Origin of the sequence: Janthinobacterium amylolyticum, assembly GCF_051380655.1 — a bacterium.
Taxonomy (GTDB): domain Bacteria; phylum Pseudomonadota; class Gammaproteobacteria; order Burkholderiales; family Burkholderiaceae_D; genus Janthinobacterium.
Window position 1 is genome coordinate 244,731 of record NZ_JBNYXL010000010.1, and the last position, 20,590, is coordinate 265,320.

A 20,590-nucleotide genomic window follows, 5' to 3' on the forward strand; every position below is an offset into this window, starting at 1 on the left:
TTATTTCCCGTGTTTGCTCGGTTGCCAAAGAGTCGCTTCGCCCTCGACATGGCCGGCGAAACGCGTGTCCAGTCCCAGGTAAAACACGTGGGGCTGGGTTCCCTGCTCGGGTTTGAGCACCTTCACCTTGTTCTCGCTGAGCAGCTGGTGCACCATGCTTTCCGGATCATTCAGGTCGCCGAAGATGCGCGCACCGCCCACGCAGGTTTCCACGCAGGCCGGCAGCAAGCCTTCGTCGACGCGGTGCGCGCAGAACGTGCATTTGTCGGCCTTGCCCGTCTCGTGGTTGATGAAGCGCGCGTCGTAGGGACAGGCCTGCACGCAGTAGGCGCAGCCCACGCAGCGGTCGCCATCGACGACGACGACGCCATCCTTGCGCTGGAAGGTCGCACCAACGGGACAGACGGGAATGCAGGGGGGATTGGCGCAGTGGTTGCACAGGCGCGGCAGCATGTAGGTGCCGCAGCGGTTCTCTTCCTTGACTTCATAGGTGGAGACGACGGTGCGGAAGCTGTTCTCCGGCGCGGCGTTTTCCATGATGCAGGAGACGGTGCACGCCTGGCAGCCGATGCACTTCTGCACATCGACCACCATCGCCCAGCGCTGGCCGCCCTCGCCTTTGGTGGCCGCTTTACCGGGCAGCGGCGCGATGGCCGCCCCGACGGTAATGGCGGGCAAGGCGCGCAAAAAACTGCGGCGCGATTCAATCATGACACTCTCCTTGACGATGGGCGGCAAGCCCTTGTTGACTTGCTGCCATGATAGAAAAGAAGGTGACGCGCGGGTATTGGGGTGATCGGGTGGAGACCTAGATGATCATGCCAATTGACAGGATGGACAATGCGGAGTAACGGGGCTGCGCCAACGATGTTGTCGCATTACGTCCTGCATCAGACTGCGCATGACCATTTGCAGTGGTAGGTCGGGTTAGCGTGCCAGCGCGTAACCCGACAACCCTGTTGGCACGGACTGTGATGGTATCGCGCAGACATGTCGGATTACGCTGCGCTAATCCGGCCTACATCAGACTGCGCATGACCACTTGCAGTGGTAGGTCGGGTTAGCGCGCCAGCGCGTAACCCGACAACCTTGTTGGCACGGAGTGTGGTGGTATCGCGCAGACATGTCGGATTACGCTGCGCTAATCCGACCTACATCAGACTGCGCATGACCACTTGCAGTGGTAGGTCGGGTTAGCACGCCAGCGCGTAACCCGACAACCCTGTTGGCACGGACTGTGGTGGTATCGCGCAGACATGTCGGATTACGCTGCGCTAATCCGACCTACATCAGACTGCGCATGACCACTTACAGTGGCAGGTCGGGTTAGCGCGCCGGCGCGTAACCCGACAATCTTGTTGGCACGGAATGTGGTGGTATTGCGCAGACATGTCGGATTACGCTGCGCTAATCCGGCCTACAATTCATCCAGAGAATACAGCCTGCGGTGTTCGCGGATCGCGTAGCGGTCCGTCATACCGGCGATGTAGTCGGCGATCTTGCGCGCCTGCTTCGTCACGTCATCACCATTGATTTGATAATCGGGCGGCAGCAGGGCCGGTTCGGCCATGAAGCTGTCATACAGTTCGCGCACGATGCGGCTGGCCTTTACGCGCATGCGGTTGACCTGGTAGTGGCGGTACAGGTTCGCGCGTAAAAAGCGTTTCAGATCCGTGGCATCCTTGCGCATGGCGTCCGAAAAACGGATCAGCGGGGCACTGGCGCGCACTTCGTTGACATCGCGCGGGGCGGCGTCGGCGAGCAGCTGCGTCGAGGTGACGATCAGGTCGTCGGCCAGGGCCGTGATCAGGCGGCGCAGGGTTTCGTAGATGGCGCGCCGGCCCGACAGGCCGGGAAACGCCTGCTGAACGTCGCGCCACAGGCGGCCAAAGAACTCGACTTCTTCCAGCTGGGCGATGGTGATCAGGCCGGAACGCAGGCCATCGTCGATATCGTGGCTGTTGTAGGCGATTTCGTCGGCCAGGTTGGTCAGCTGCGCTTCCAGCGTCGGCTGCGTACGGTCGATGAAGCGCTGGGCCACGGGTCCCAGTTCGCGCGCGTGCGCCAAGGAGCAGTGTTTCAGGATGCCTTCGCGCGTCTCGAACATCAGGTTCAGGCCATCGAAGGCGCCGTAGTGCTCTTCCAGCGTATCGACCACGCGCAGGCTTTGCAGGTTGTGCTCGAAGCCGCCGTGCTCGCGCATGCATTCATTGAGCACGTCCTGGCCCACATGGCCGAACGGCGTATGGCCCAGGTCATGCGCCAGCGCGATGGCTTCCACCAGGTCTTCGTTCAAACGCAGGTTGCGCGCGATCGAACGCCCCACCTGCGCCACTTCCAGGCTGTGCGTCAGGCGCGTGCGGAACAAATCTCCCTCGTGGTTGAGGAAGACCTGGGTCTTGTATTCGAGGCGGCGGAAGGCCGAGGAATGGATGATGCGGTCGCGGTCGCGCTGGAACTGGCTGCGCGACGCGTGTGCCGCTTCATCAAAGCGACGTCCCTGGCCCTGTGCCGAGTGGGCCGCGTAGGGGGCAAGGAAGTCTTCGGGCGTCATGGCTATTGCACTCCGGCGGCCAGGGTGGCCAGCACCAGTTCGTGCGGCGCGGCCGTGATGCATGGGCTGCCCAACGGTTTCAAGAGGATGAACTTGATGGCGCCGCCCTCATTCTTCTTGTCCACTTCCATCAGCTCCAGCCAGCGCGCCACGCCAAGGTCCGGCGCTTTCACGGGCAGGCCGGCGGCGGCCACCAGCGCGCGCACGCGCTCGACGGCAGCCTGGTCGATATAGCCCATGCGGCAAGACAGGTCGGCCGCCATCACCATGCCGCAGCCGACGGCTTCGCCGTGCAGCCAGTGGCCATAGCCAAGGCCGGCCTCGATGGCGTGGCCGAAGGTGTGACCGAAATTCAGGATGGCACGCAAGCCGCCTTCGCGCTCGTCCTGGCGCACCACGTCAGCCTTGATTTCGCACGAGCGGGCGATCGCATACGCGAGCGCGCCCTTGTCGCGCGCCATCAGCTTGGGCATGTTCGCCTCGATCCAGTCGAAGAAGGCAGCGTCGATGATGGCGCCATGCTTGATCACTTCGGCCAGGCCGGCCGACAGCTCGCGCGCCGGCAGGGTTTCCAGGGTCGAGGTGTCGGCGATCACGGCGCGCGGCTGATAGAAGGCGCCGATCATGTTCTTGCCCAGCGGGTGGTTGATGCCCGTCTTGCCGCCGACGGAGGAATCGACCTGCGCCAGCAGCGTGGTGGGCACCTGCACAAAGCCGATGCCGCGCATGTAGCTCGCTGCCGCATAGCCGGTCAGGTCGCCGATCACGCCGCCGCCCAGCGCCACCAGGGTGGTCTTGCGGTCGCATTTATTGGCCAGCAGCGCGTCGAAGATCTGCATCAGGCTGGCCCAGTTTTTATATTCTTCGCCGTCCGGCAGGACGATGCTGATCACTTCGCGGCCATCGCTGGCCAGCGCCGCCTGCAGGCGGCCCAGGTACAGCGGGGCGACCGTGGTATTGGTGACGATGGCCACCTTGTGGCCGCTGATATGGCGCAGCAGCGCATCGGCGTCGGCCAGCAGGCCGGGACCGATGGCGATCGGGTAGCTGCGTTCGTCAAGGTCTACGCTCAACAACATTTTGGATTGCTCGTTCATCGAAGGCTCTGCATGAATGACGCAGTTGGGCGAGGCCTCGCATTCGAGGCTGGCCAGCTGCATCAGGATAGTCTGAACCATCGATTGTACGTTAGGACGGCCCGTGTCGATCACAATGTCGGCCACGTCCATGTAATGGGGTTCGCGCTGCGCCGTCAATTCTTCCAGCTTCCTGCGCGGGTCGGCCGTCTGCAGCAGGGGGCGGTTCTTGTCATGGCTGGTGCGCGTGAGGATGTTGCTGACACTGGCGCGCAGGTACACCACCGTGCCCCGCTCCTTCAGGTAGGCGCGGCTGTCGGCATTGAGAATGGCGCCGCCGCCGGTGGCCATGACGATGCCTTGCTGGGCGCTCAGGTCGCGGATGACCTCGGCCTCGCGCCGGCGAAAGCTCGCTTCCCCCTCGATTTCAAAGATCCACGGGATGGTCGCTCCCGTGCGTGCCTCGATTTCGTGGTCGGAATCGACAAAGCGCAAGCCCAGCTTGCGGGCCAGGATGCGCCCGATCGTGGTTTTGCCTGCGCCCATGAGGCCGACAAGAAAGATATTACTGTTAGAAATTTCGGACACTATTTGCATTTCACTCAGGCGACAACCCGGTCTTGCAGCTGTCGCCCTGTGGCTCCATTATTGGCATGTGAACGTCAGTTTAAACGGATAGCTGGTAGTTAGTAAATGTGGCGTGGTGATATTGACATTGAATGTCGCCACACCGGCAGTACACGCCTGACCCGACGGACTGGTGATCGTGACGAGATGGCTCGTCCCCTGATACATGGGCGGCAGGCTGGAAGCGCTGGGGAAGGTCTTTTGCACGGTCGCTGGCGAAACACCGCCATTCGTGGCACGCACGATATTGGCAACTTCCACAATTGTTCCGCTTGGCATCGGATTATTGTTGACATCATTGATCTGCAACGTAAAGACTTCCGGCACATTCCAGCTCACGACGCCCAGGTCCGTCACCGCATCCGTGCGCAAGGAGGCGCCGCCGCCATTCAGGAAAGCCGTGGCCGGACGGCTACCGCTGATAAAGAAATTGATTTTGGCAAAGATAGGGACGGCACTGCCATCGCTGGTGCTGGCACAGATCGTGCCGACGCCAGGACGGGTGCTGTCACTGCTGCCGAGCGGACCGTTGCAGACGGTGGCCGGCGTATTCGGTGTCGGTACGCGTGGCTCCTGGGCGCGGAAGTCCACCGAGCAAGCGCCGTTGACTGAGTTGCAGCCGCCCTTGCTTGCGCTGCCCACCACGCCCACGTTGCTCTGGAACGCAACGGGCGTGCCATCGGCCACAGGATTGCCAAACTTGTCACCCATGGCAACCGTCACGGAAGCGGAAATCGCGCTGCCGTTGGCATCGACGTTCAAGCCTTCGACGTTGCTGTCACTGATGGCCAGCGAGAACGCTTTCTGCACTGGCGTTCCCGTCGAGACAACGATGGAGTCCGACAGGGTCGACACGCCCTTGCCGTCGAGCGTGGCGCGGATACGGAAAGACAACGGGGTGGAGCGGGAACTGACGCTGGTGGTCACCTCACCATTGGCATCGGTGGTGCCGGACAGGGGATTGAGGTCAACTTCCGCATTCGGATCCGCCTTCGAGAACGACACCTTCAAGCCCGGCAAGGGATTATTGAAGGTATCGAACACACGGAATTTCAAGCTGGCCGTTTCGCTGCGCAAGAGTCCACCCTCGCCTTTGATGACGATGGATTTGTCTGCCGGCAAAGCTGAATAGAACTGGATCGATGCCGCTTGTGGCGCCGCAATTTGCAGCACTGCGCTGCGGCTGCCCGAGACACCACTGGCAGTAGCCGAGATCACATCGTTGACGCCACAACCAAGATCGCGGTAGACCGCACGCGCGCTGCCGTTGGCCGTTTGCACCACGGAGGCAAAGGTGGCCTTGCCGGCTGTCACGCAGGAAGAAGTGAAATTCACCGCCAGGCTCTGATCCGTATATTTCACGCTGCCAGACAGCACGTCCAGCGCAACCTGAGTCGAGCCATACGCCTCCAGCGCAGGCGATTCAAAGACGATATTGCCAAATGCCAGGGTTGTTGCGCCCACGACATAATTAATGGCGCTGGTCGAGGTCGTGCCATTCATGACGACGGCCGCGGTCAAGGTACCCGCGCCGCCCACTGCCAGGCTGACAGGGCGCAGGATCACGCGCGCCTCGCCCTTGGCATCGCTCAGGGTCGTGCCGGCCGAAGGCGACATGATCGCCAGCGCATTGTCCGTTGCGAACACCACCAAAGCATCCGGCAACGGCTTGCCGTCCTGGTCCTTGATGGTGGCCACCGCCGTCAAGGGGGCGGAACTCGACAAGGCGTTGCTGGCGCTGCCGGAAGCTGTCAGCAAGGCGACGCCGATGCTCGCTTTCGAAGTCACGGTGGAAGAAATCTGGTAGTTGGCTTCGCCGCTGATGGTAGCCGTGGCAGTGGTCACGCTGGCTGTCACCTTGCCCGCACCGCTGGCAGCGTTACTGGCAGGGCGCATGGTCACGCTGGCGATGCCCTTGGCATCGGTCAGGGCGGTACCGGGCACCAGCGTGGCCAGCGAGGCATCCACGCCGAATGCCACCAGTGCATTGGCGACGCCTGCGCCATTTTTGTCGAGCACTTGCGCCCGGACAGTCAAGGGAGCGTTGGCGCTGACGGTATTGCTGGGCTGTCCATTCGCATTGAGCAAACTGACGCCGACCGTTGCGGCCACCCCGCCCGTCGCGCCGCCACTGCCGCCGCCGTCCAGGGTGGGATCGCCGCCACCGCCGCCACATGCGGCCAGCAAGGCGCCCAGCGCCAGCAAGGCCAGCCAATTCGATACCCTACTCCAACAAGTGTTGCCAAATGAAAAATTCCGCATAGTCGCCATCAGTCCGCTTTCGTCTGCATTGTTACTTAAACGTAAAGATGTGACATTAACGTGTTGCAGGCCGATCTGCCACTATTTTCGGCGTAATGAACACCATCAGTTCGGTTTTTTCTTGACTGCGGCCCGTACTGCGAAAAAAAACACCGAGCACGGGGATGTCGCCCAGCAATGGCACCTTGCTGTCCGTACCCCGTTCGGACTGCTGATAAATACCGCCCAGCACCACCGTGCCGCCATCTTCCACCATCACCTGCGTGCGCACGTGCTTGGTGTCGATGGCAAAGCCGGAACGCGTTTCCTGGCCCACGCTATCCTTGTTGACATCCACTTCCAGCACCACGTTGCCGTCGGGCGTGATCTGCGGCGTCACTTCCAGGCGCAGATTGGCCTTGCGAAAAGTGATCGAGGTGGCGCCGCTGCTGGTGGCCACCTGGTAGGGCAATTCGATGCCTTGCTCGATCAGCGCCAGTACCTTGTCCGCCGTCACCACGCGGGGACTGGAAATGATCTTGCCCTTGCCGTCCGCTTCCAGCGCGGACAGTTCCAGGTTTAAAAACCGGTTGGCGGCCGCCGAAAACAGGCTCAGGGCGAAACTGGCCGGCTGCAAGCCATTGATGCTGGCGGCCGGCAAGTTGACGAATTGCGAGTTCGGCACGAAGGCGCCGGCACCGGCCACCGCCTGCCCCGTCGCCTCGCCCACGCCCTGGTAGCTGCCGCCGACGGCCGCGCGGCGCCCGCTGCCACCGAGGGAAAAACCGGGCAGCTGGCCCGCCGCCAGGCGCTGGTCCGTAAAACCCAGGCGCGCGCCCAGGTTGCGGCTGAAACTGTCGTTCGCCTCGACGATGCGCGCCTCGATCATGACTTGCCGCGTGGCGATATCCGTCCTGGCGATCAGCAGGCGGATCTGCTCCAGGCGCGCCGGCACGTCGCTGACGAACAGCTGGTTCGTGCGCGGCTCGATCAGCACGCTGCCACGCCGCGACAGCAGCCGGCTGCGCCCCTCGCCCGCATCGAGGCCAAATACCGTGCGGAACGCTTCGGCCTTCTGGTAATTGAGCTGGAAGATGGCCGACTGCAGCGGTTCCAGCTCCGCGATCTGCGCGCGCGTTTCGAGCTCCAGCTTTTCGCGCGCGAGGATTTCCTCGCGCGGCGCAACCCACAGCACATTGCCCGTGCGCCGCATGTCCAGGCCCTTCGCTTGCAGCACGACATCGAGCGCCTGGTCCCACGGCATGTCGCGCAGGCGCATGGTCAGGGTGCCCGTCACGCTGTCGCTGGCGATGATGTTGTGGCCCGATACATCGGCCAGGATGTGCAGGGCGGCGCGCACCGTCACGCTCTGGAAATCCACGGAAATTTTCTCGCCGGCATACAGGCGCGGTGCCGGCCCCGGCACTACCGCCGCGTCCTGGGCCATGGCAAAGCCCTGCAGCAAGACCAGGCACAGCCATCCCCATAGCTTCATGGCGCCTCCTCCGCTGGTGCATCCTGCCGCGCGCTGGCCCTGGCGGCGGCACCCGATTTTTGCAACGCCAGGCTGCCGCGCCGTTCGCGCCAGCCACCGCCCGGTTCGCGCAGCACTTCCCGGTACTCGAGCGCCTGCTCGCTGACCTGCGTCACGCGGCCATGGTCCGGTCCCAGATACTGGCCGGCGGCCACGCGGTACACGCGCTCGCCGGCCAGCAACAGCGCGCTCAGGCGCCCGTCTTGGCGCACGCTGCCCACCATGCGCATGGCAGGCACGGCCACGCTTTCCAGCGCTTCGCGGGGACGGCGCAGGTCGGGCGCGGCCGCCCCACCCTGCTGCTGCCCAGCCTGCGCCACGGGCAAGGCGCCGAACGGGTCGGCAAAGCCGGCGGCCTCGTAGGGTGGCACGTCCACGTCGACGAGCGGCTGCCAGGCCAGCGCCGCCGGTACTGGGGCTGGCGCCGCTGGCTTCGGCGCCAGTGCCGCTTGCGCCGCCCGCTCTTGCGCGTCGGGCAAGCGGTAGGCGTGCAGCACGGCATCCAGGGTCAGCAGGCGATCCTTGCCTGCGGTCAAAACCAGCTCATGCACGGTGACGATGCGCGGCAAGCGCGCCAGGTCGGCCAGCAAGGCGCCCATGGCGTGATAGCCGCCGCGCAGCTGGATGGCGATCGGCAAGGCGACGTAATGCCCCTGCGGCCGGGCGGCACCGGGCTTGAAGAGGGAAAACTGCACGCCGCGCGCCTGGCCTGCCGCATTGATGTCACTCAATAGTGCCGCCATCGCCTGCTGGTCGGGCAGCTGCTGCTCCAGGCGGGCAAGTTCGGCGCCCGCCTGGCGCTGCTGCAAGCGCCATTGCGGTAACTGCCCCACCCTCGCTTGCGCCAGGAGCAGGCCGGCGCGCAGGCGGGCCTCTTCCCCCTGCGCCACCTGCACGGCGGCAACCAGCCCATCGAGCCACGCCAGGTACAGCAGGGCGGCCATCAGCACCCCGGCCAAGGTGGCGCAGGCAAACCGCACGCGCAGCGGCCACTGCGACGCCGTCTTCAAGCTCAGCATGTTCTGTCTCCTCGGGATCAGGGTCGCGGCGCTGGCGCGGCACCGCTTGCCAACGCCAGCCGCACCGTCCACGCCACCGCGACGCCTGCCGTGCCGCCTGCCGCATCGCGCACTTCCAGCAGTTCCGGCCGCGACCACGGTGCCGCCTCTTCCAGGGCCAGCAGCAGCGCCGCCACTTGCTCCTGAGACACAGCATGCCCCTGCAGCCGCACCATCGCCGCTTCCTCGCGCACGCTGTGCAGGGCGACGCCGGCCGGCATCGACCGCGCCAGCAGCACCAGCATGTGCACCCAGGCAGGACGCTGCGCTTGCAACCCGGCAATCGCTTGCTGGCGCAGCAGCAGCGCGGCCGTGTCGCGCCGCACCTGCTGGCCCGTGGCCAGCACGGTTTCCGCCTGCCACATGGCGCGCCGCGCTGTGTCCTGGCGCTGCAGGTGCTTATCCAGGCGGTGCTGCAACCAGGCGCCCGCCAGCACGCTCAACAGCAGTCCCAGCAAGGCGCCGCCGGCCAGCAGCCACAGCAGTGCCTGTGCGCGCCGGCGCCGCGCCGCATGGCGGTGCGGCAAGAGATTGATGCGCGCCAGCTGCGCCGCGGCCTTCATCGGGCGAAGCGGTGCAAGGCCAGGCCCCAGGCCACCTGGTACGCCTGGCCAGCGGGCATGGCTTGCCAGCCACCCTGCATAAGGGCCGCCTGCCGCGCCAGCGCCTCGCTATCCATGATGACGGCCTGCAAGCCCGCCGCCTTGACCACATCGAGACGGCACTGCACGCTGGCGCGCCGCGCCGCCACCAGCAGCACGTCGATCTCGCCGGCTTCCTTGTCAAGCCGGTTCTGCAGGGCGGGGGCAGGCCCGAGCACGAAAAAATCCAGGCGCGCATCTTCCAGCGCAAACGGCATGTATTGCGCCGCCTCCAGTTCCACCAGGATTTCCAGTTGCTCGTCAGGCAAGCCCGCCGGCAAGCGGATCGCGTGCGTGATCAGCGCCGTGGCCGGCATGGCCAGCGCCACCCTGGTGCAGCCGCTGCCGCTGTTCAGGCAAGCCTGGCGGATGGCCGCCGCCAGGCCGGTCTTGTCCTCGACATTTCCCTCAAGCATCATTCCCTGCGGCAGCACGGCTGTGCCGCAATGACGGCACGCCACGGTGCCGCGCCGGCGTCCCAGTTCGACCACGCGCACGGCATCGTCCGCCATGTCGAGGCCAAGCAGGCCGATGCCAAGAAAGTTGGGTATGGATATCTTTTTCATGGGGATATGCCGCCCAAGGAAAAGGCTGCGGCCATCCGAAATCCTAGCCCCCGCGCCGGGCCCTTGTATACGGATTTCACGCCCGCGCTTGCGGCACCCTGCCCTTATCTGGCCCTGCCGTGATCTGGCGCAGAATAATTGTTACCAAATCCTGGTTGCCAGCAGGCTCAGACACGCTTATATAGAGTAGCGGCAACGCACGCCTGTCCTCCAGGCCAGCGCCCAGCCGTGCGGCGGCCCCGGCAAGCTCGCTTATAATTGAGCGGCATAAATTTACTGAAAGACACGATACGCATGACATCTTCATCCCCCGCCGGCAACGCTGGCTCGAAACCGCCCAAGAAGGGCAGCAAACCCAAACGCTTCCTGCTGATGGCCCTGGCATCGTTCCTGGGCCTGGGCGTCGTCGGCGTATTGCTGGTGGTATTCGGCCTGGCCATGGCGTATCCGAACCTGCCGGCGCTCGATACCCTGACCGATTACAAACCGAAGATGCCGCTGCGCATTTTCACCTCCGACAGCGTATTGATCGGCGAGTTCGGCGAAGAGCGTCGCAACATGGTGCACATCAAGGATATCCCCGATGTCATGAAGAAAGCCGTGCTGGCCATCGAGGATGACCGTTTTTACGAGCATGGCGGCGTCGATTATCTGGGCATTACCCGCGCGGCCCTGCACAACCTGACGGGCGGCGCCAAGCAAGGCGCCTCGACCATCACGCAGCAGGTGGCGCGCAACTTCTTCCTCTCCAGCGAACAGACCCTGAAGCGCAAGGCGTATGAAGTCCTGCTGGCCTGGAAGATCGAGAAAAACCTCAGCAAGGACCAGATCCTGGAAGTGTATATGAACCAGATTTATCTGGGTCAGCGCGCCTATGGCTTCGCCTCGGCCGCACAAATCTATTTCGGCAAGAATATCCAGGACCTCACCGTGGCAGAAGCGGCCATGCTGGCCGGCTTGCCGAAGGCGCCATCGGCCTACAATCCCGTCGTCAACCCGAAGCGCGCGCGCATGCGCCAGCAATACATCCTGCAGCGCATGGCGCAGCTGGGCTACATCACGCCGGCGCAGTACGAAGAAGCCAAGAATGAAGAGCTGAAAGTGAAGACCGACAGCAGCGCCTTTGGCGTGCACGCGGAATACGTGTCGGAAATGGCGCGCCAGCTGGTCTACGAGCAATTCAAGGAAGATACCTATACGCGCGGCCTGAACGTCTACACCACCATCACCAAGGCCGACCAGGACGCCGCCTACCTGGCCCTGCGCAAGGGCGTCATGGATTACGAAAAACGCCACGGCTACCGCGGCCCGGAAGCGTATATCGAGATTCCGAAAACCAAGGCGGAAGCGGACGATGCCATCGAGACGGAACTGGCCGACCATCCGGACAGCGACGACATCATCGCCGCCATGGTGCTGCAGGCCTCGCCCAAGTCCATCCAGGCCGTCACCTCGGCCGGCGAAGAGATCACCATCACCGGTCCCGGCCTGACCTTCGGTTCGGCCTGGCTGTCGGAAAAAGCGGCGCCGAACCGCCGCATCAAGCGCGGCGCCGTGATCCGCGTCATGCAGGAAGGCAGCAGCTGGGTCCTGACGCAGATGCCGGAAGTGCAATCGGCCTTCGTTTCGGCCAGCACCACGGACGGCGCCATCCGCGCCATGGTGGGCGGCTTCGATTACAACCGCAACAAGTTCAACCACGTCACGCAGGCATGGCGCCAGCCCGGTTCCGCCTTCAAGCCTTTCATTTATTCCGCTTCGCTGGAACGGGGCCTGTCGCCGGCCACCATCATCAACGATGCGCCGATCTCGTTCGACGCGGGCCAGACGGGCGGCCAGGCGTGGGAACCGAAGAACTACGACAGCAAATACGACGGTCCCATGACCATGCGCAAGGGCTTGATGAAATCGAAGAACATGATTTCCATCCGCATCCTGCACAAGATCGGCGCCAAGTATGGCCAGGAATACGCCACGCGCTTCGGCTTTGACGCGGACAAGAACCCGCCCTACCTGACCCTGGCCCTGGGCGCCGGCAACGTCACGCCGCTGCAGATGGCGGGCGCGTATGCCGTGTTCGCCAACGGCGGCTACAAGATCAACCCGTATCTGATCGCCAAGGTCACCGATAGCGACGGCAACGTGTTGTCGCAAGCCAAGCCGGACCTGGCAGGCGAGGAAGCCAACCGCGTCATCGACGAGCGCAACGCCTTCATGATGAACAGCATGCTCAATGACGTCGTGCGTTTCGGCACGGCCAACAAGGCCATGGCCTTGAAGCGCCCTGACCTGGCCGGCAAGACGGGCACCACCAACGATTCCATCGATGCGTGGTTCGCCGGCTACCAGGCCAAGCTGGTGGGCATCGCCTGGATCGGCTACGACCAGCCGCGCAACCTGGGCAACCGCGAAACGGGCGGTGGCCTGGCCTTGCCGATCTGGATCAACTACATGGCGAAAGCGCTGAAAAGCATTCCCGTCGAGGAACGCGCCGTGCCGGAAGGCCTGATCCACGTGGGCGACGAGTACTACTATGCGGAAAACCCGCCAGGCACGGGCGTGGGCAGCCTGGAAGGCGCGGCGCGCGGCACGCCGGAGGAAGAAAAGGCCAAGGAAGCCGTGAAGAACGAGCTGTTCTGACGGCAATTTCGTGGATCGGGTAGGTCGGATTAGCGGCGAAGCCGCGTAATCCGACACCACCCCGGCGCTAACAATGTTGTCGGATTACGCGCTTGCGCGCTAATCGACCTACGTTTCAGCAATAAAAAAGAGGGTAGCCCATGCGGGCTGCCCTTTTTTATTGCATGCGGCTGACAGGATTATTTCAACACCACAGTCGCACCCGCCTGTTCGCTGGCCATGGCGGACAGGGCCGCAAACAGTTCGGAGCCGTCGCGCGTGTTGATCCACTCTTCGCCCACGCGCTTGTAGTGGAAGCCGCCGGAGCGGGCCGCCACCCACATTTCACGCATGGGAGCCTGGCTGTTGACGATGATTTTCGTGCCGTTGTCGATGAACTCGATTTCCAGCACATTGCCGCTGCGGCTGCATTCGACGTCGAGCACGTCTTCATCGTTCAGCCGGTCCAGCGCCGCCTCGATCTGGGTCAGGGTGGCTTCGGCCAGGGCCAGGAATTCCGATTCGCTCATGCTACACTCCAAAGATCTTAATCAAACCGTGATTCTAATCGTGAAGTCATCCTCAGCGTTTTATATCGGCATTGCCATTGTGGTTACTAGCATCCTGGCCGGCTGCGGCCAGACCGGCCCCCTGTACCTGCCCAAGCCGCCAGCGGCCAAGGGCGCGCCGGCAAAAGGACCCGTCGAGCCGGCTCCCGTGCCGCCGCCACCGCTTATCGTACCAGCCGTACCAGCGACCTGAGCGGCACTTAAATCCGGCGTGCCGGGGTGGCTGCCGCGGCTGCCCTGGCACTTTTCGCGCGCTTGCTCCAGGCAAAATAGACGCGCATTGCCAGCAATAGCGCGACGATCACACCGAACAGTATCGGTTGCGCGAAATTGTGCTTGCCCGCCTTCATCCACCAGAAGTGCAAAATGCCCAGCGGGGCGATCACATAGATCAGCCGGTGCAACCACTGCCAGCGCTTGCCGCCCAGGCGCTTGACCATGCCGTTCGTGCTTGTCACGGCCAGCGGAATCAACAGCACGAAGGCGATGAAGCCCACCGTGATGAACGGACGCTTGAGCACATCCTTCCACATTTCCTGCACATCAAAAAAGTGGTCGAACCATAAAAAGGTCGTGAAGTGCAGTGCCGCGTAGAAAAACGCAAACAGGCCCAGCATGCGCCGCAGCTTGATCAGCCAGTTCCACTGCGTGAAACGGCGCAACGGCGTCACGGCCAGGCTGATGCAGAGGAAATACAGGGTCCAGTCACCCGTGCCGCGCGTGATGAATTCCAGCGGTTCCACCAGTTGCCCCGTGTACGTCAGCCAGACCATGCGGGCGAACGGCACCAGCGCCAGCAGGAAAATCAGGCTTTTCAGCAGCGACAGCTGCCTGCTTGTGGGGTTGATGGCCATGCGGCGTCCTTAAAAGAATTTCTTCAGATCCATGCCCGCATACAGCGAAGCGACATCGTTGTAGCCGTTGTACATCAGGGTCTTGCGCTTGCGCGTGAGAAAACCGTCTTCGCCGATGCGCCGCTCGGAAGCTTGCGACCAGCGCGGATGATCGACGTTGGGGTTCACATTCGAGTAAAAACCGTATTCGGACGGCGCCGACAGGTTCCAGGATGTGCGCGGCTGTTCCTTGACGAAACGGATCTTGACGATGGATTTGGCGGATTTAAAGCCATATTTCCACGGCAACACCATGCGCACGGGCGCGCCATTCTGATTCGGCAAGGTTTCGCCATACATGCCCAGGGTCAGCAGCGCCAGCGGATGGTTCGCCTCGTCCATGCGCAAGCCTTCCGTATAGGGCCATTGCAACACGCGGCTGCCCACGCCCGGCATTTGCTTCTTGTCGGCCAGGGTGATGAATTCCACATACTTGGCATTGCCCGTCGGCTCGACCTTCTTGATGATTTCCGAGAAGGAATAACCGATCCACGGTATCACCATCGACCAGCCTTCGACGCAGCGCAGGCGGTAGACGCGCTCTTCCAGCGGCGCCAGCTTCAGCAGGGCGTCGAGATCGAGCGTCATCGGCTTCTTGACTTCGCCTTCGATGCTGACCGTCCACGGCCGCGTGCGCAAGGTGCCCGCGTTTTGCGCCGGGTCACTCTTGTCCGTGCCGAACTCATAGAAATTATTGTAGGTGGTGGCGTCTTTGTAGGCCGTCTGCTTTTCCAGCGCCGAATAGGCGGGATTGAGCTTGGCGGCCAGCTTCGGATTGGTGCCCTGCGCGAATGCTTCGCGGCTGGCCATTTCCAGCAAGGCCGCGCTGGAGATCGAGCCCAACGCCACTTGCTTGATGAAACTGCGGCGCGATTCAAACACGGCGCGCGGCGTGATTTCGGAAGAATACGGCAACTCAATGCCGTTGGGACTGCGCTTGATCAACATGGCGGCTCCGGAAAAAGGTGATTGGATATACCTTACACCAGTTTTTCCGGGCCGTTCATGACGCTTCTGTCATGCAAAAAGCAATTACAACTTTCCGTAAGAATGCAGGCCTGAAAGAAACATATTGACGCCCAGGAAAGCAAACGTCGTCACCAGCAAGCCCACCAGCGCCCACCAGGAGGCGACGCGGCCGCGCAAGCCCGTCATCAGGCGCATGTGCAGCCAGGCCGCATAGTTGAGCCAAACGATCAGCGCCCACGTTTCCTTCGGATCCCACGACCAGTAGCCGCCCCAAGCCTCGGCCGCCCACAGGGCGCCCAGGATGGTGGCTACCGTAAAGAAAGCGAAGCCGACGGAAATGGCCTTGTACATGACGTCATCGAGCACTTCCAGCGATGGCAGGCGGTCGACCAGGTAGCCGCTCGATTTGAGCAGGTAGGCCGATGCCACCATGGCCGACAGCGCGAACGTGCCGTAGCCGATGAAGTTGGCCGGCACGTGGATCTTCATCCACCAGCTTTGCAGGGCCGGCACCAGCGGCTGGATCTCGGCCGCGTCGCGCGTGACCGTGTACCACATCAGGAAGACGACGGCGGCCGAAATCACCAGCATGACGAAGGCGCCCAGCTGGCGCGTGGCGTAATGCTGCTCGTAATACAGGTAGAACATGGCCGTGATCAGGGAGAACAGGATGAACACTTCATACAGGTTCGACACTGGAATGTGGCCGACGTCGGCACCGATCAGATAAGACTCGTACCAGCGCACCAGCATGCCCGTCAGGCCCAGCACCACGCCAGCCCAGCACAGCAGCGAGCCGACGGACGAGCCAAATTCCGAGCGCGCCACCAGGCCGATCCAGTAGAACAGGGTCGACAGCACGAACAAGGTGCCCATCCACAAGATGGCGGACTGGCTGGACAAGATATATTTCAGGAAGAATTTCTGGTTCGCCATGTCCAGGTGGCCAGCGTACAGCTCGATGGCGAACAGCGACAGCACGGCCGCCACGGGGATCAGCCAGCGCACGGGTTTCCAGTACCAGCCCAGCCATGCAAAGGTGGGGGCCGATGCCAGCAGGATGGCCTTTTCATAGATATCCATGAATGCGCCAAAGCGAACCAGGCCGAACAGCGCGGCGGCCAGCAAGCCGGCGCCGTACACCCAGTCAATCAGGCTCAGGCGTTTAAAGAATCCCGGTTCCTGCGTATATATTTGCTTGTTTGCAATTTCCATCATTTTCTCCATTCCCGGCCACCGCGCCGTGCCGTGCCGCAACTCAGCTCATTCAACTCAGCGCAGCTTACGCCGATTGCGGCAGCTTTGCCTTCAAGTTCTCAAATTCTTTTTCAAAGTCCAGGGTCTTGCGCTGCGTGCTCATGGCCATCAGCGCGTCGCTGCCGCCCTCGCCATCCTTGATCCACACCCACAGGCGGCGCTCGCGGATATAGAACATGGAAAACACGCCGATCACGAGGAACAGGCAGCCCAGGTAGACGACGCTCTTGCCCGGCGAACGCGTCACCTGCAGCACGGACGCCTTGATTTCCTTAAAGTCATCGAGCTGCAGGTACACGGGCGCGCCATAGAAGAAGCTGTCGGACAGCGCATTCGTCGCCAGTTGCAGGAAGCGGCCATGCTTGTCATCGGCCTCGATGGCTTTCAAGCCATCCTTGGCGCGCGCCGCCTGCCACAAGTCCCACAGGCTGCCATTGAGAATTTTCATGAAGATGTCGGCGGCCTTTTCTTGCTCGGCGGCTGGAATTTTCTCCAGGAAACGCGAAATGGCGAGGAAGCCGCCCTCTTGCCCGCTGCCGGCAAAGATGCCCAGGCTTTTCGCCGCCGACTCCTGCAGCTGGCTGCGCAGCGCTTCCGCGCCCGCCTGCGGCATGGCCCGCGCCGCATAGCGGGCGGCGGCCTGCTGGCGCAGTTCCGGGTCTTGCAGCGCGGCACGCAAGCGCATCCATTCCGTCACGCTGTAATTGTCGTCGGCGGGAATGCGCAGGTAGCTGAACGGATCGCTGGGGTTGACGCGCATGCCTGCCAGGAATACCGTGGCGCCATCGACCGTCACGGGCTGCATGTAATTCTGGTACTCGCGCGCCTGGCCCGTCTTGTCGCGCAATTTGTATTGCACCGACGGTCCCACGTTCTTCAGATCCTTGTTATTGGCGTTCTTCGCGGCCGAACCCAGACGCTTGTCGAGGCCCACGGAGAATTTCTCGTTAAAACTTTCCGCCTTGCTGACGGCGCGCACATCCTGGCCGGCGCTGAGGTTTTCCACGTTGAACGGGCGGAAACCCGACCATTCCACCGTGTAGGAATTGCCATCGCTGCGCTCGAGCGGCGTGCTGCCGCCCACTTCGCCGCCGATGTCGAAGCGTTTCGTCGTCTTGCCCGTCATGGGGAAGCCAGTCAACTTGAGCTTGCTGCCACCATCTTCAAAGCTCGACTGGTACAGGGCCAGGCCCTTGTACAGCAGCGGCTGGTTGACTTTGATGGTGGCCGGAAAGCTCTCGCCCGTTTCATGGTCGGTGACGACCACGTCGCTGGCAAACAGCTTGGGCATGCCCGTACTGTAGAAATCGATGTGGAATTTCTTCAGCAGGATGGTGATGGGCAAATCCTGGATCAGTACGCCATCGGCCTGGGGGATGATGGCCGTATTGCTCGACGAGCCTTCCGGAATCATGGTGTTACCGCGGAAGGTAGGGTTCGACAGGCTCAGGCGGTGCTGGGCGGGAATCTCGGCGATCACGCCGCTGCCGGCAAATGGCGTCTTGCCAAAGAACCACTGTTGTACGCGGATCGGCATTTCCGAATCGAGCAAGCCGCCCACGCAGATGATGACGATGGCGCCGTGGGCAAAGATATAGCCCCATTTATTCGCTGCGCCGCGCTTGGCGGCCACCAGGGTGGCATTATCCTTTTCAACAATTTTTGCCTGGTAGCCGGCGTCTTTCAGGCGCATCACCATCTGCTGGGCCAGCACGGCGCGCGGCAGCGGCACCTGCCATTCCGTCTTGTGGTGGAAGTTGCGCAGCGATTGCTCACGCACATTGTCGCGCCAGCTGCGCATGTCCTTGAGCATCTTCGGCGCATTGCGCACGATGCACAGCGAGGTCGAGGCGACCAGGAAACCCATGATGACAAGGAACCACCATGCCGAATACACGGAATACAGGCTCAGCTTGTCGAAGACGGAAAACCAGAACGGCCCGAACTGGTTCACATAATTAGGCATGGGCTCGTTCTGCTTGAGCACGGTGCCGATGACGGACGCGACGGCGATCAGGGTCAGCAAGCTGATGGCAAAGCGCATCGACGAGACCAGCTCGACGAATTCAGCCAGGCTGCGGCGTTGGGTCTTTAACTCGATTCCGGTCGTGCCTGTGCTCATACGTTGTTACTCATACGGGATATGCAATCTTCAAGAAAATGAGGCATGGAGCAAACATAATTTCTCCGCGCAAGGCGGCAGCATACTACTGTTTGGCCCTTGCCATAAAAAAGGGCAGCCCGCTGAGACGGCCGCCCTTGTTCATGTGCGCTGGAACGCGTGGCAATCTCTTGCCACTATGAAAACTTACTTCAGGCCGGCGATGTAATCGGCAACGGCGGCAATCTCGTCATCCGACATGCGGGCGGCGATGGTGTGCATTTCAGCACTGTTCTTGCGGGCATCCGCCTTGGTGCTGCGGAACAGGGTCAGCTGGGCCACCGTGTAGTCCTGGTGCTGGCCGGCGATGCGCGGATACTGGACGGGAATGCCATTGCCCGTCGCGCCATGACAGCTGGCACAGGCCGCAACTTGCTTGGCAGCAATACCGCCACGGTAGATTTTCTTGCCCAGGTCGATCGTATCCTTGTTCTTCGCGGCACCCGGCTTGGACAGCTGCGTGCCCAGATAGGCGGCGATATTCTTCTTGTCGGCGTCGCTGAGCATCTTCGCGTACGTCGTCATGACGGGCTGGTTGCGCTGCGGCGTGGTGAAGTCGACCAATTGCTTGTAGATATAGCTTTCGTGCTGGCCGGCCAGTTTCGGGTTGACCGAGATGGTCGAATTGCCGGCGGCGCCGTGGCAGGAGACGCAGGCGGGCAAACCACGCGCCGCATCGCCATCGGCGTACAGGGTGGCGCCCTTGGCCGCATCGGCCTTGACGGCGACCGCTGGCGCGGCAGCTGGTTTCGGTGCTTCGACCGCGGAGGCAGTTGCCGATACAGCCAGCAAAGCGAGCAGCATGGAGTGGACAAACGGTGAAAACGCACGATTCATTCAGGCACCCTGAGACAGTGAGAAATTAGTGGTGGACATTGCCGCGCCCTGGGGATTTTTGCTTTATTTTCAGGGCCGCAAGCCGCATCGCTGCTACGCCGGCAACAATAAACAACCCCTTATTGTACAATAGCTTCTTGGCGTTATCGCTCCCTTATCGCTCCCTTTTGTTGCTTTACTACTCCCATGTCAAAACTCTGGCAAGCCCGCTTCTTTACGACCGTCAACCAACTGCGTGACCTGCCCGATACCACGGTGCCGGAAATCGCTTTTGCCGGCCGCTCCAATGCCGGTAAATCGACCGCCATCAACATCTTGTGTAATCAGAAAGGCTTGGCGTTCGCCTCCAAGACACCTGGCCGTACCCAGCACATCAACTACTTCTCCATCGGCGGCGCCCACGTGGCGCAGCACCGCAAGGATGCCACCATCGTCGAAGAGATCGAATGCCTGCTGGTCGACTTGCCGGGCTACGGCTACGCGGAAGTGTCGGGCTCGGCGAAATTGCACTGGCAGCGCCTGCTGGGCGACTACGTGCAGCGCCGCGAACAATTGGCCGGCCTGATCCTGATCATGGATTCGCGCCGCCCGTTCACCGACCTGGACATTCAAATGCTGGAATGGTTCGCCCCGACCGGCAAGCCGATCCACTGCATCCTGACCAAGGTCGATAAGCTCAACCGCAATGAATCGGTCAACGCGCTGCGCCAGGCCAAGGCCAAGCTCGACAGCTATGTGGACGAAGACGGTATCGGCTTCCCGTTCACGGTGCAGCTGTTCTCGGCCCTGAAACGCGTTGGCATCGAAGAAGCCAATGACAAGATCATGGAACTGGCCGGCATCAGCGAAGACGGCGCCGCCCAGATGGTCGAGCTGATCGAGATGGAAGACGACGTCGAGCCGGAAGCCGGAACCGACAAGCCCGCCTGATTATCGGCAGCGGCAAGCAAAAAGGCTGCCCGCTCACGCGGTGCAGCCTTTTTTATTG

16 protein-coding genes and 1 pseudogene are annotated in these 20,590 nt (G+C 62.3%); 3 read left to right on the top strand and 14 right to left on the bottom strand.

The genetic code is table 11. From position 1 onward, the window contains the following. The 8 genes and pseudogenes from dsrO to pilM all read right to left on the bottom strand — a co-directional run bounded on the left by dsrO (nucleotide 1) and on the right by pilM (nucleotide 10,297). A complete protein-coding gene (gene dsrO, locus ACQ4WR_RS21750; protein ID WP_436489883.1) occupies nucleotides 1-711 on the bottom strand; it encodes a sulfate reduction electron transfer complex DsrMKJOP subunit DsrO in 711 nt (236 codons plus the stop codon). Nucleotides 712-1,417: 706 nt separating this feature from the next. Then, entirely contained in the window at nucleotides 1,418-2,554 is a 1,137-nt protein-coding gene (locus ACQ4WR_RS21755; protein ID WP_436489884.1) for a deoxyguanosinetriphosphate triphosphohydrolase, read from the bottom strand. A 2-nt stretch (nucleotides 2,555-2,556) separates the two neighbouring features. Further along, the gene (gene aroKB, locus ACQ4WR_RS21760) at nucleotides 2,557-4,176 is read right to left on the bottom strand and encodes a bifunctional shikimate kinase/3-dehydroquinate synthase AroKB (RefSeq protein WP_374755242.1); all 1,620 of its coding nucleotides are present in this window, start codon (nucleotides 4,174-4,176) and stop codon (nucleotides 2,557-2,559) included. Between the two features lie 99 nt (nucleotides 4,177-4,275). Next, nucleotides 4,276-6,462, bottom strand: a complete 2,187-nt coding sequence (locus ACQ4WR_RS21765; RefSeq protein ID WP_436489887.1) for an Ig-like domain-containing protein — start codon at nucleotides 6,460-6,462, stop codon at nucleotides 4,276-4,278. 112 nt (nucleotides 6,463-6,574) lie between these two features. Beyond that, nucleotides 6,575-7,900, bottom strand: a pseudogene (locus ACQ4WR_RS21770) (type IV pilus secretin PilQ); the annotation flags it as partial. 89 nt (nucleotides 7,901-7,989) lie between these two features. Beyond that, nucleotides 7,990-9,051 (bottom strand): pilus assembly protein PilP, encoded by a 1,062-nt coding sequence (locus tag ACQ4WR_RS21775; protein WP_436489889.1) that lies wholly within the window; start codon nucleotides 9,049-9,051, stop codon nucleotides 7,990-7,992. Nucleotides 9,052-9,068: 17 nt separating this feature from the next. Beyond that, nucleotides 9,069-9,653 (bottom strand): PilN domain-containing protein, encoded by a 585-nt coding sequence (locus ACQ4WR_RS21780; RefSeq protein WP_436489891.1) that lies wholly within the window; start codon nucleotides 9,651-9,653, stop codon nucleotides 9,069-9,071. After that, on the bottom strand, nucleotides 9,650-10,297 hold the full coding sequence (gene pilM, locus ACQ4WR_RS21785) for a pilus assembly protein PilM (protein ID WP_102292469.1): 648 nt from the start codon (nucleotides 10,295-10,297) through the stop codon (nucleotides 9,650-9,652). The genes ACQ4WR_RS21780 and pilM overlap by 4 nt, the downstream gene beginning before the upstream one ends. A 294-nt stretch (nucleotides 10,298-10,591) precedes the next feature. Here pilM and ACQ4WR_RS21790 point away from each other — a divergent pair, with 294 nt between their 5' ends. Then, on the top strand, nucleotides 10,592-12,937 hold the full coding sequence (locus ACQ4WR_RS21790) for a penicillin-binding protein 1A (protein ID WP_436489893.1): 2,346 nt from the start codon (nucleotides 10,592-10,594) through the stop codon (nucleotides 12,935-12,937). Nucleotides 12,938-13,116: 179 nt separating this feature from the next. Here the strand turns inward: ACQ4WR_RS21790 and cyaY are convergent, their stop codons facing one another. Further along, entirely contained in the window at nucleotides 13,117-13,446 is a 330-nt protein-coding gene (cyaY, locus tag ACQ4WR_RS21795; protein ID WP_436489895.1) for an iron donor protein CyaY, read from the bottom strand. 40 nt (nucleotides 13,447-13,486) lie between these two features. On the opposite strand from cyaY, the gene lptM reads away from it, so the two are divergent. Further along, the gene (gene lptM, locus ACQ4WR_RS21800) at nucleotides 13,487-13,678 is read left to right on the top strand and encodes an LPS translocon maturation chaperone LptM (RefSeq protein WP_436489897.1); all 192 of its coding nucleotides are present in this window, start codon (nucleotides 13,487-13,489) and stop codon (nucleotides 13,676-13,678) included. 7 nt (nucleotides 13,679-13,685) lie between these two features. Here lptM and msrQ read toward each other — a convergent pair whose 3' ends face one another. The 5 genes from msrQ to ACQ4WR_RS21825 all read right to left on the bottom strand — a co-directional run bounded on the left by msrQ (nucleotide 13,686) and on the right by ACQ4WR_RS21825 (nucleotide 19,602). Further along, nucleotides 13,686-14,339, bottom strand: coding sequence for a protein-methionine-sulfoxide reductase heme-binding subunit MsrQ (gene msrQ, locus ACQ4WR_RS21805; protein WP_436489899.1), 654 nt, complete (start codon nucleotides 14,337-14,339; stop codon nucleotides 13,686-13,688). 9 nt (nucleotides 14,340-14,348) lie between these two features. Further along, nucleotides 14,349-15,326 carry a protein-methionine-sulfoxide reductase catalytic subunit MsrP gene (msrP, locus tag ACQ4WR_RS21810; protein WP_102292474.1) on the bottom strand — a complete coding sequence of 326 codons (978 nt, stop codon included), beginning with the start codon at nucleotides 15,324-15,326 and terminating at the stop codon, nucleotides 14,349-14,351. 84 nt (nucleotides 15,327-15,410) lie between these two features. Then, nucleotides 15,411-16,562 carry a c-type cytochrome biogenesis protein CcsB gene (gene ccsB, locus ACQ4WR_RS21815; RefSeq protein WP_102292475.1) on the bottom strand — a complete coding sequence of 384 codons (1,152 nt, stop codon included), beginning with the start codon at nucleotides 16,560-16,562 and terminating at the stop codon, nucleotides 15,411-15,413. Nucleotides 16,563-16,629: 67 nt separating this feature from the next. Further along, complete coding sequence (locus tag ACQ4WR_RS21820) at nucleotides 16,630-18,726, bottom strand: cytochrome c biogenesis protein ResB (protein WP_436489901.1); 2,097 nt, start codon at nucleotides 18,724-18,726, stop codon at nucleotides 16,630-16,632. A 186-nt stretch (nucleotides 18,727-18,912) separates the two neighbouring features. Further along, nucleotides 18,913-19,602, bottom strand: a complete 690-nt coding sequence (locus tag ACQ4WR_RS21825) for a c-type cytochrome (RefSeq protein WP_102292477.1) — start codon at nucleotides 19,600-19,602, stop codon at nucleotides 18,913-18,915. Between the two features lie 186 nt (nucleotides 19,603-19,788). On the opposite strand from ACQ4WR_RS21825, the gene yihA reads away from it, so the two are divergent. Beyond that, a complete protein-coding gene (gene yihA, locus ACQ4WR_RS21830; protein WP_071325653.1) occupies nucleotides 19,789-20,532 on the top strand; it encodes a ribosome biogenesis GTP-binding protein YihA/YsxC in 744 nt (247 codons plus the stop codon). Nucleotides 20,533-20,590 lie beyond the last annotated feature (58 nt).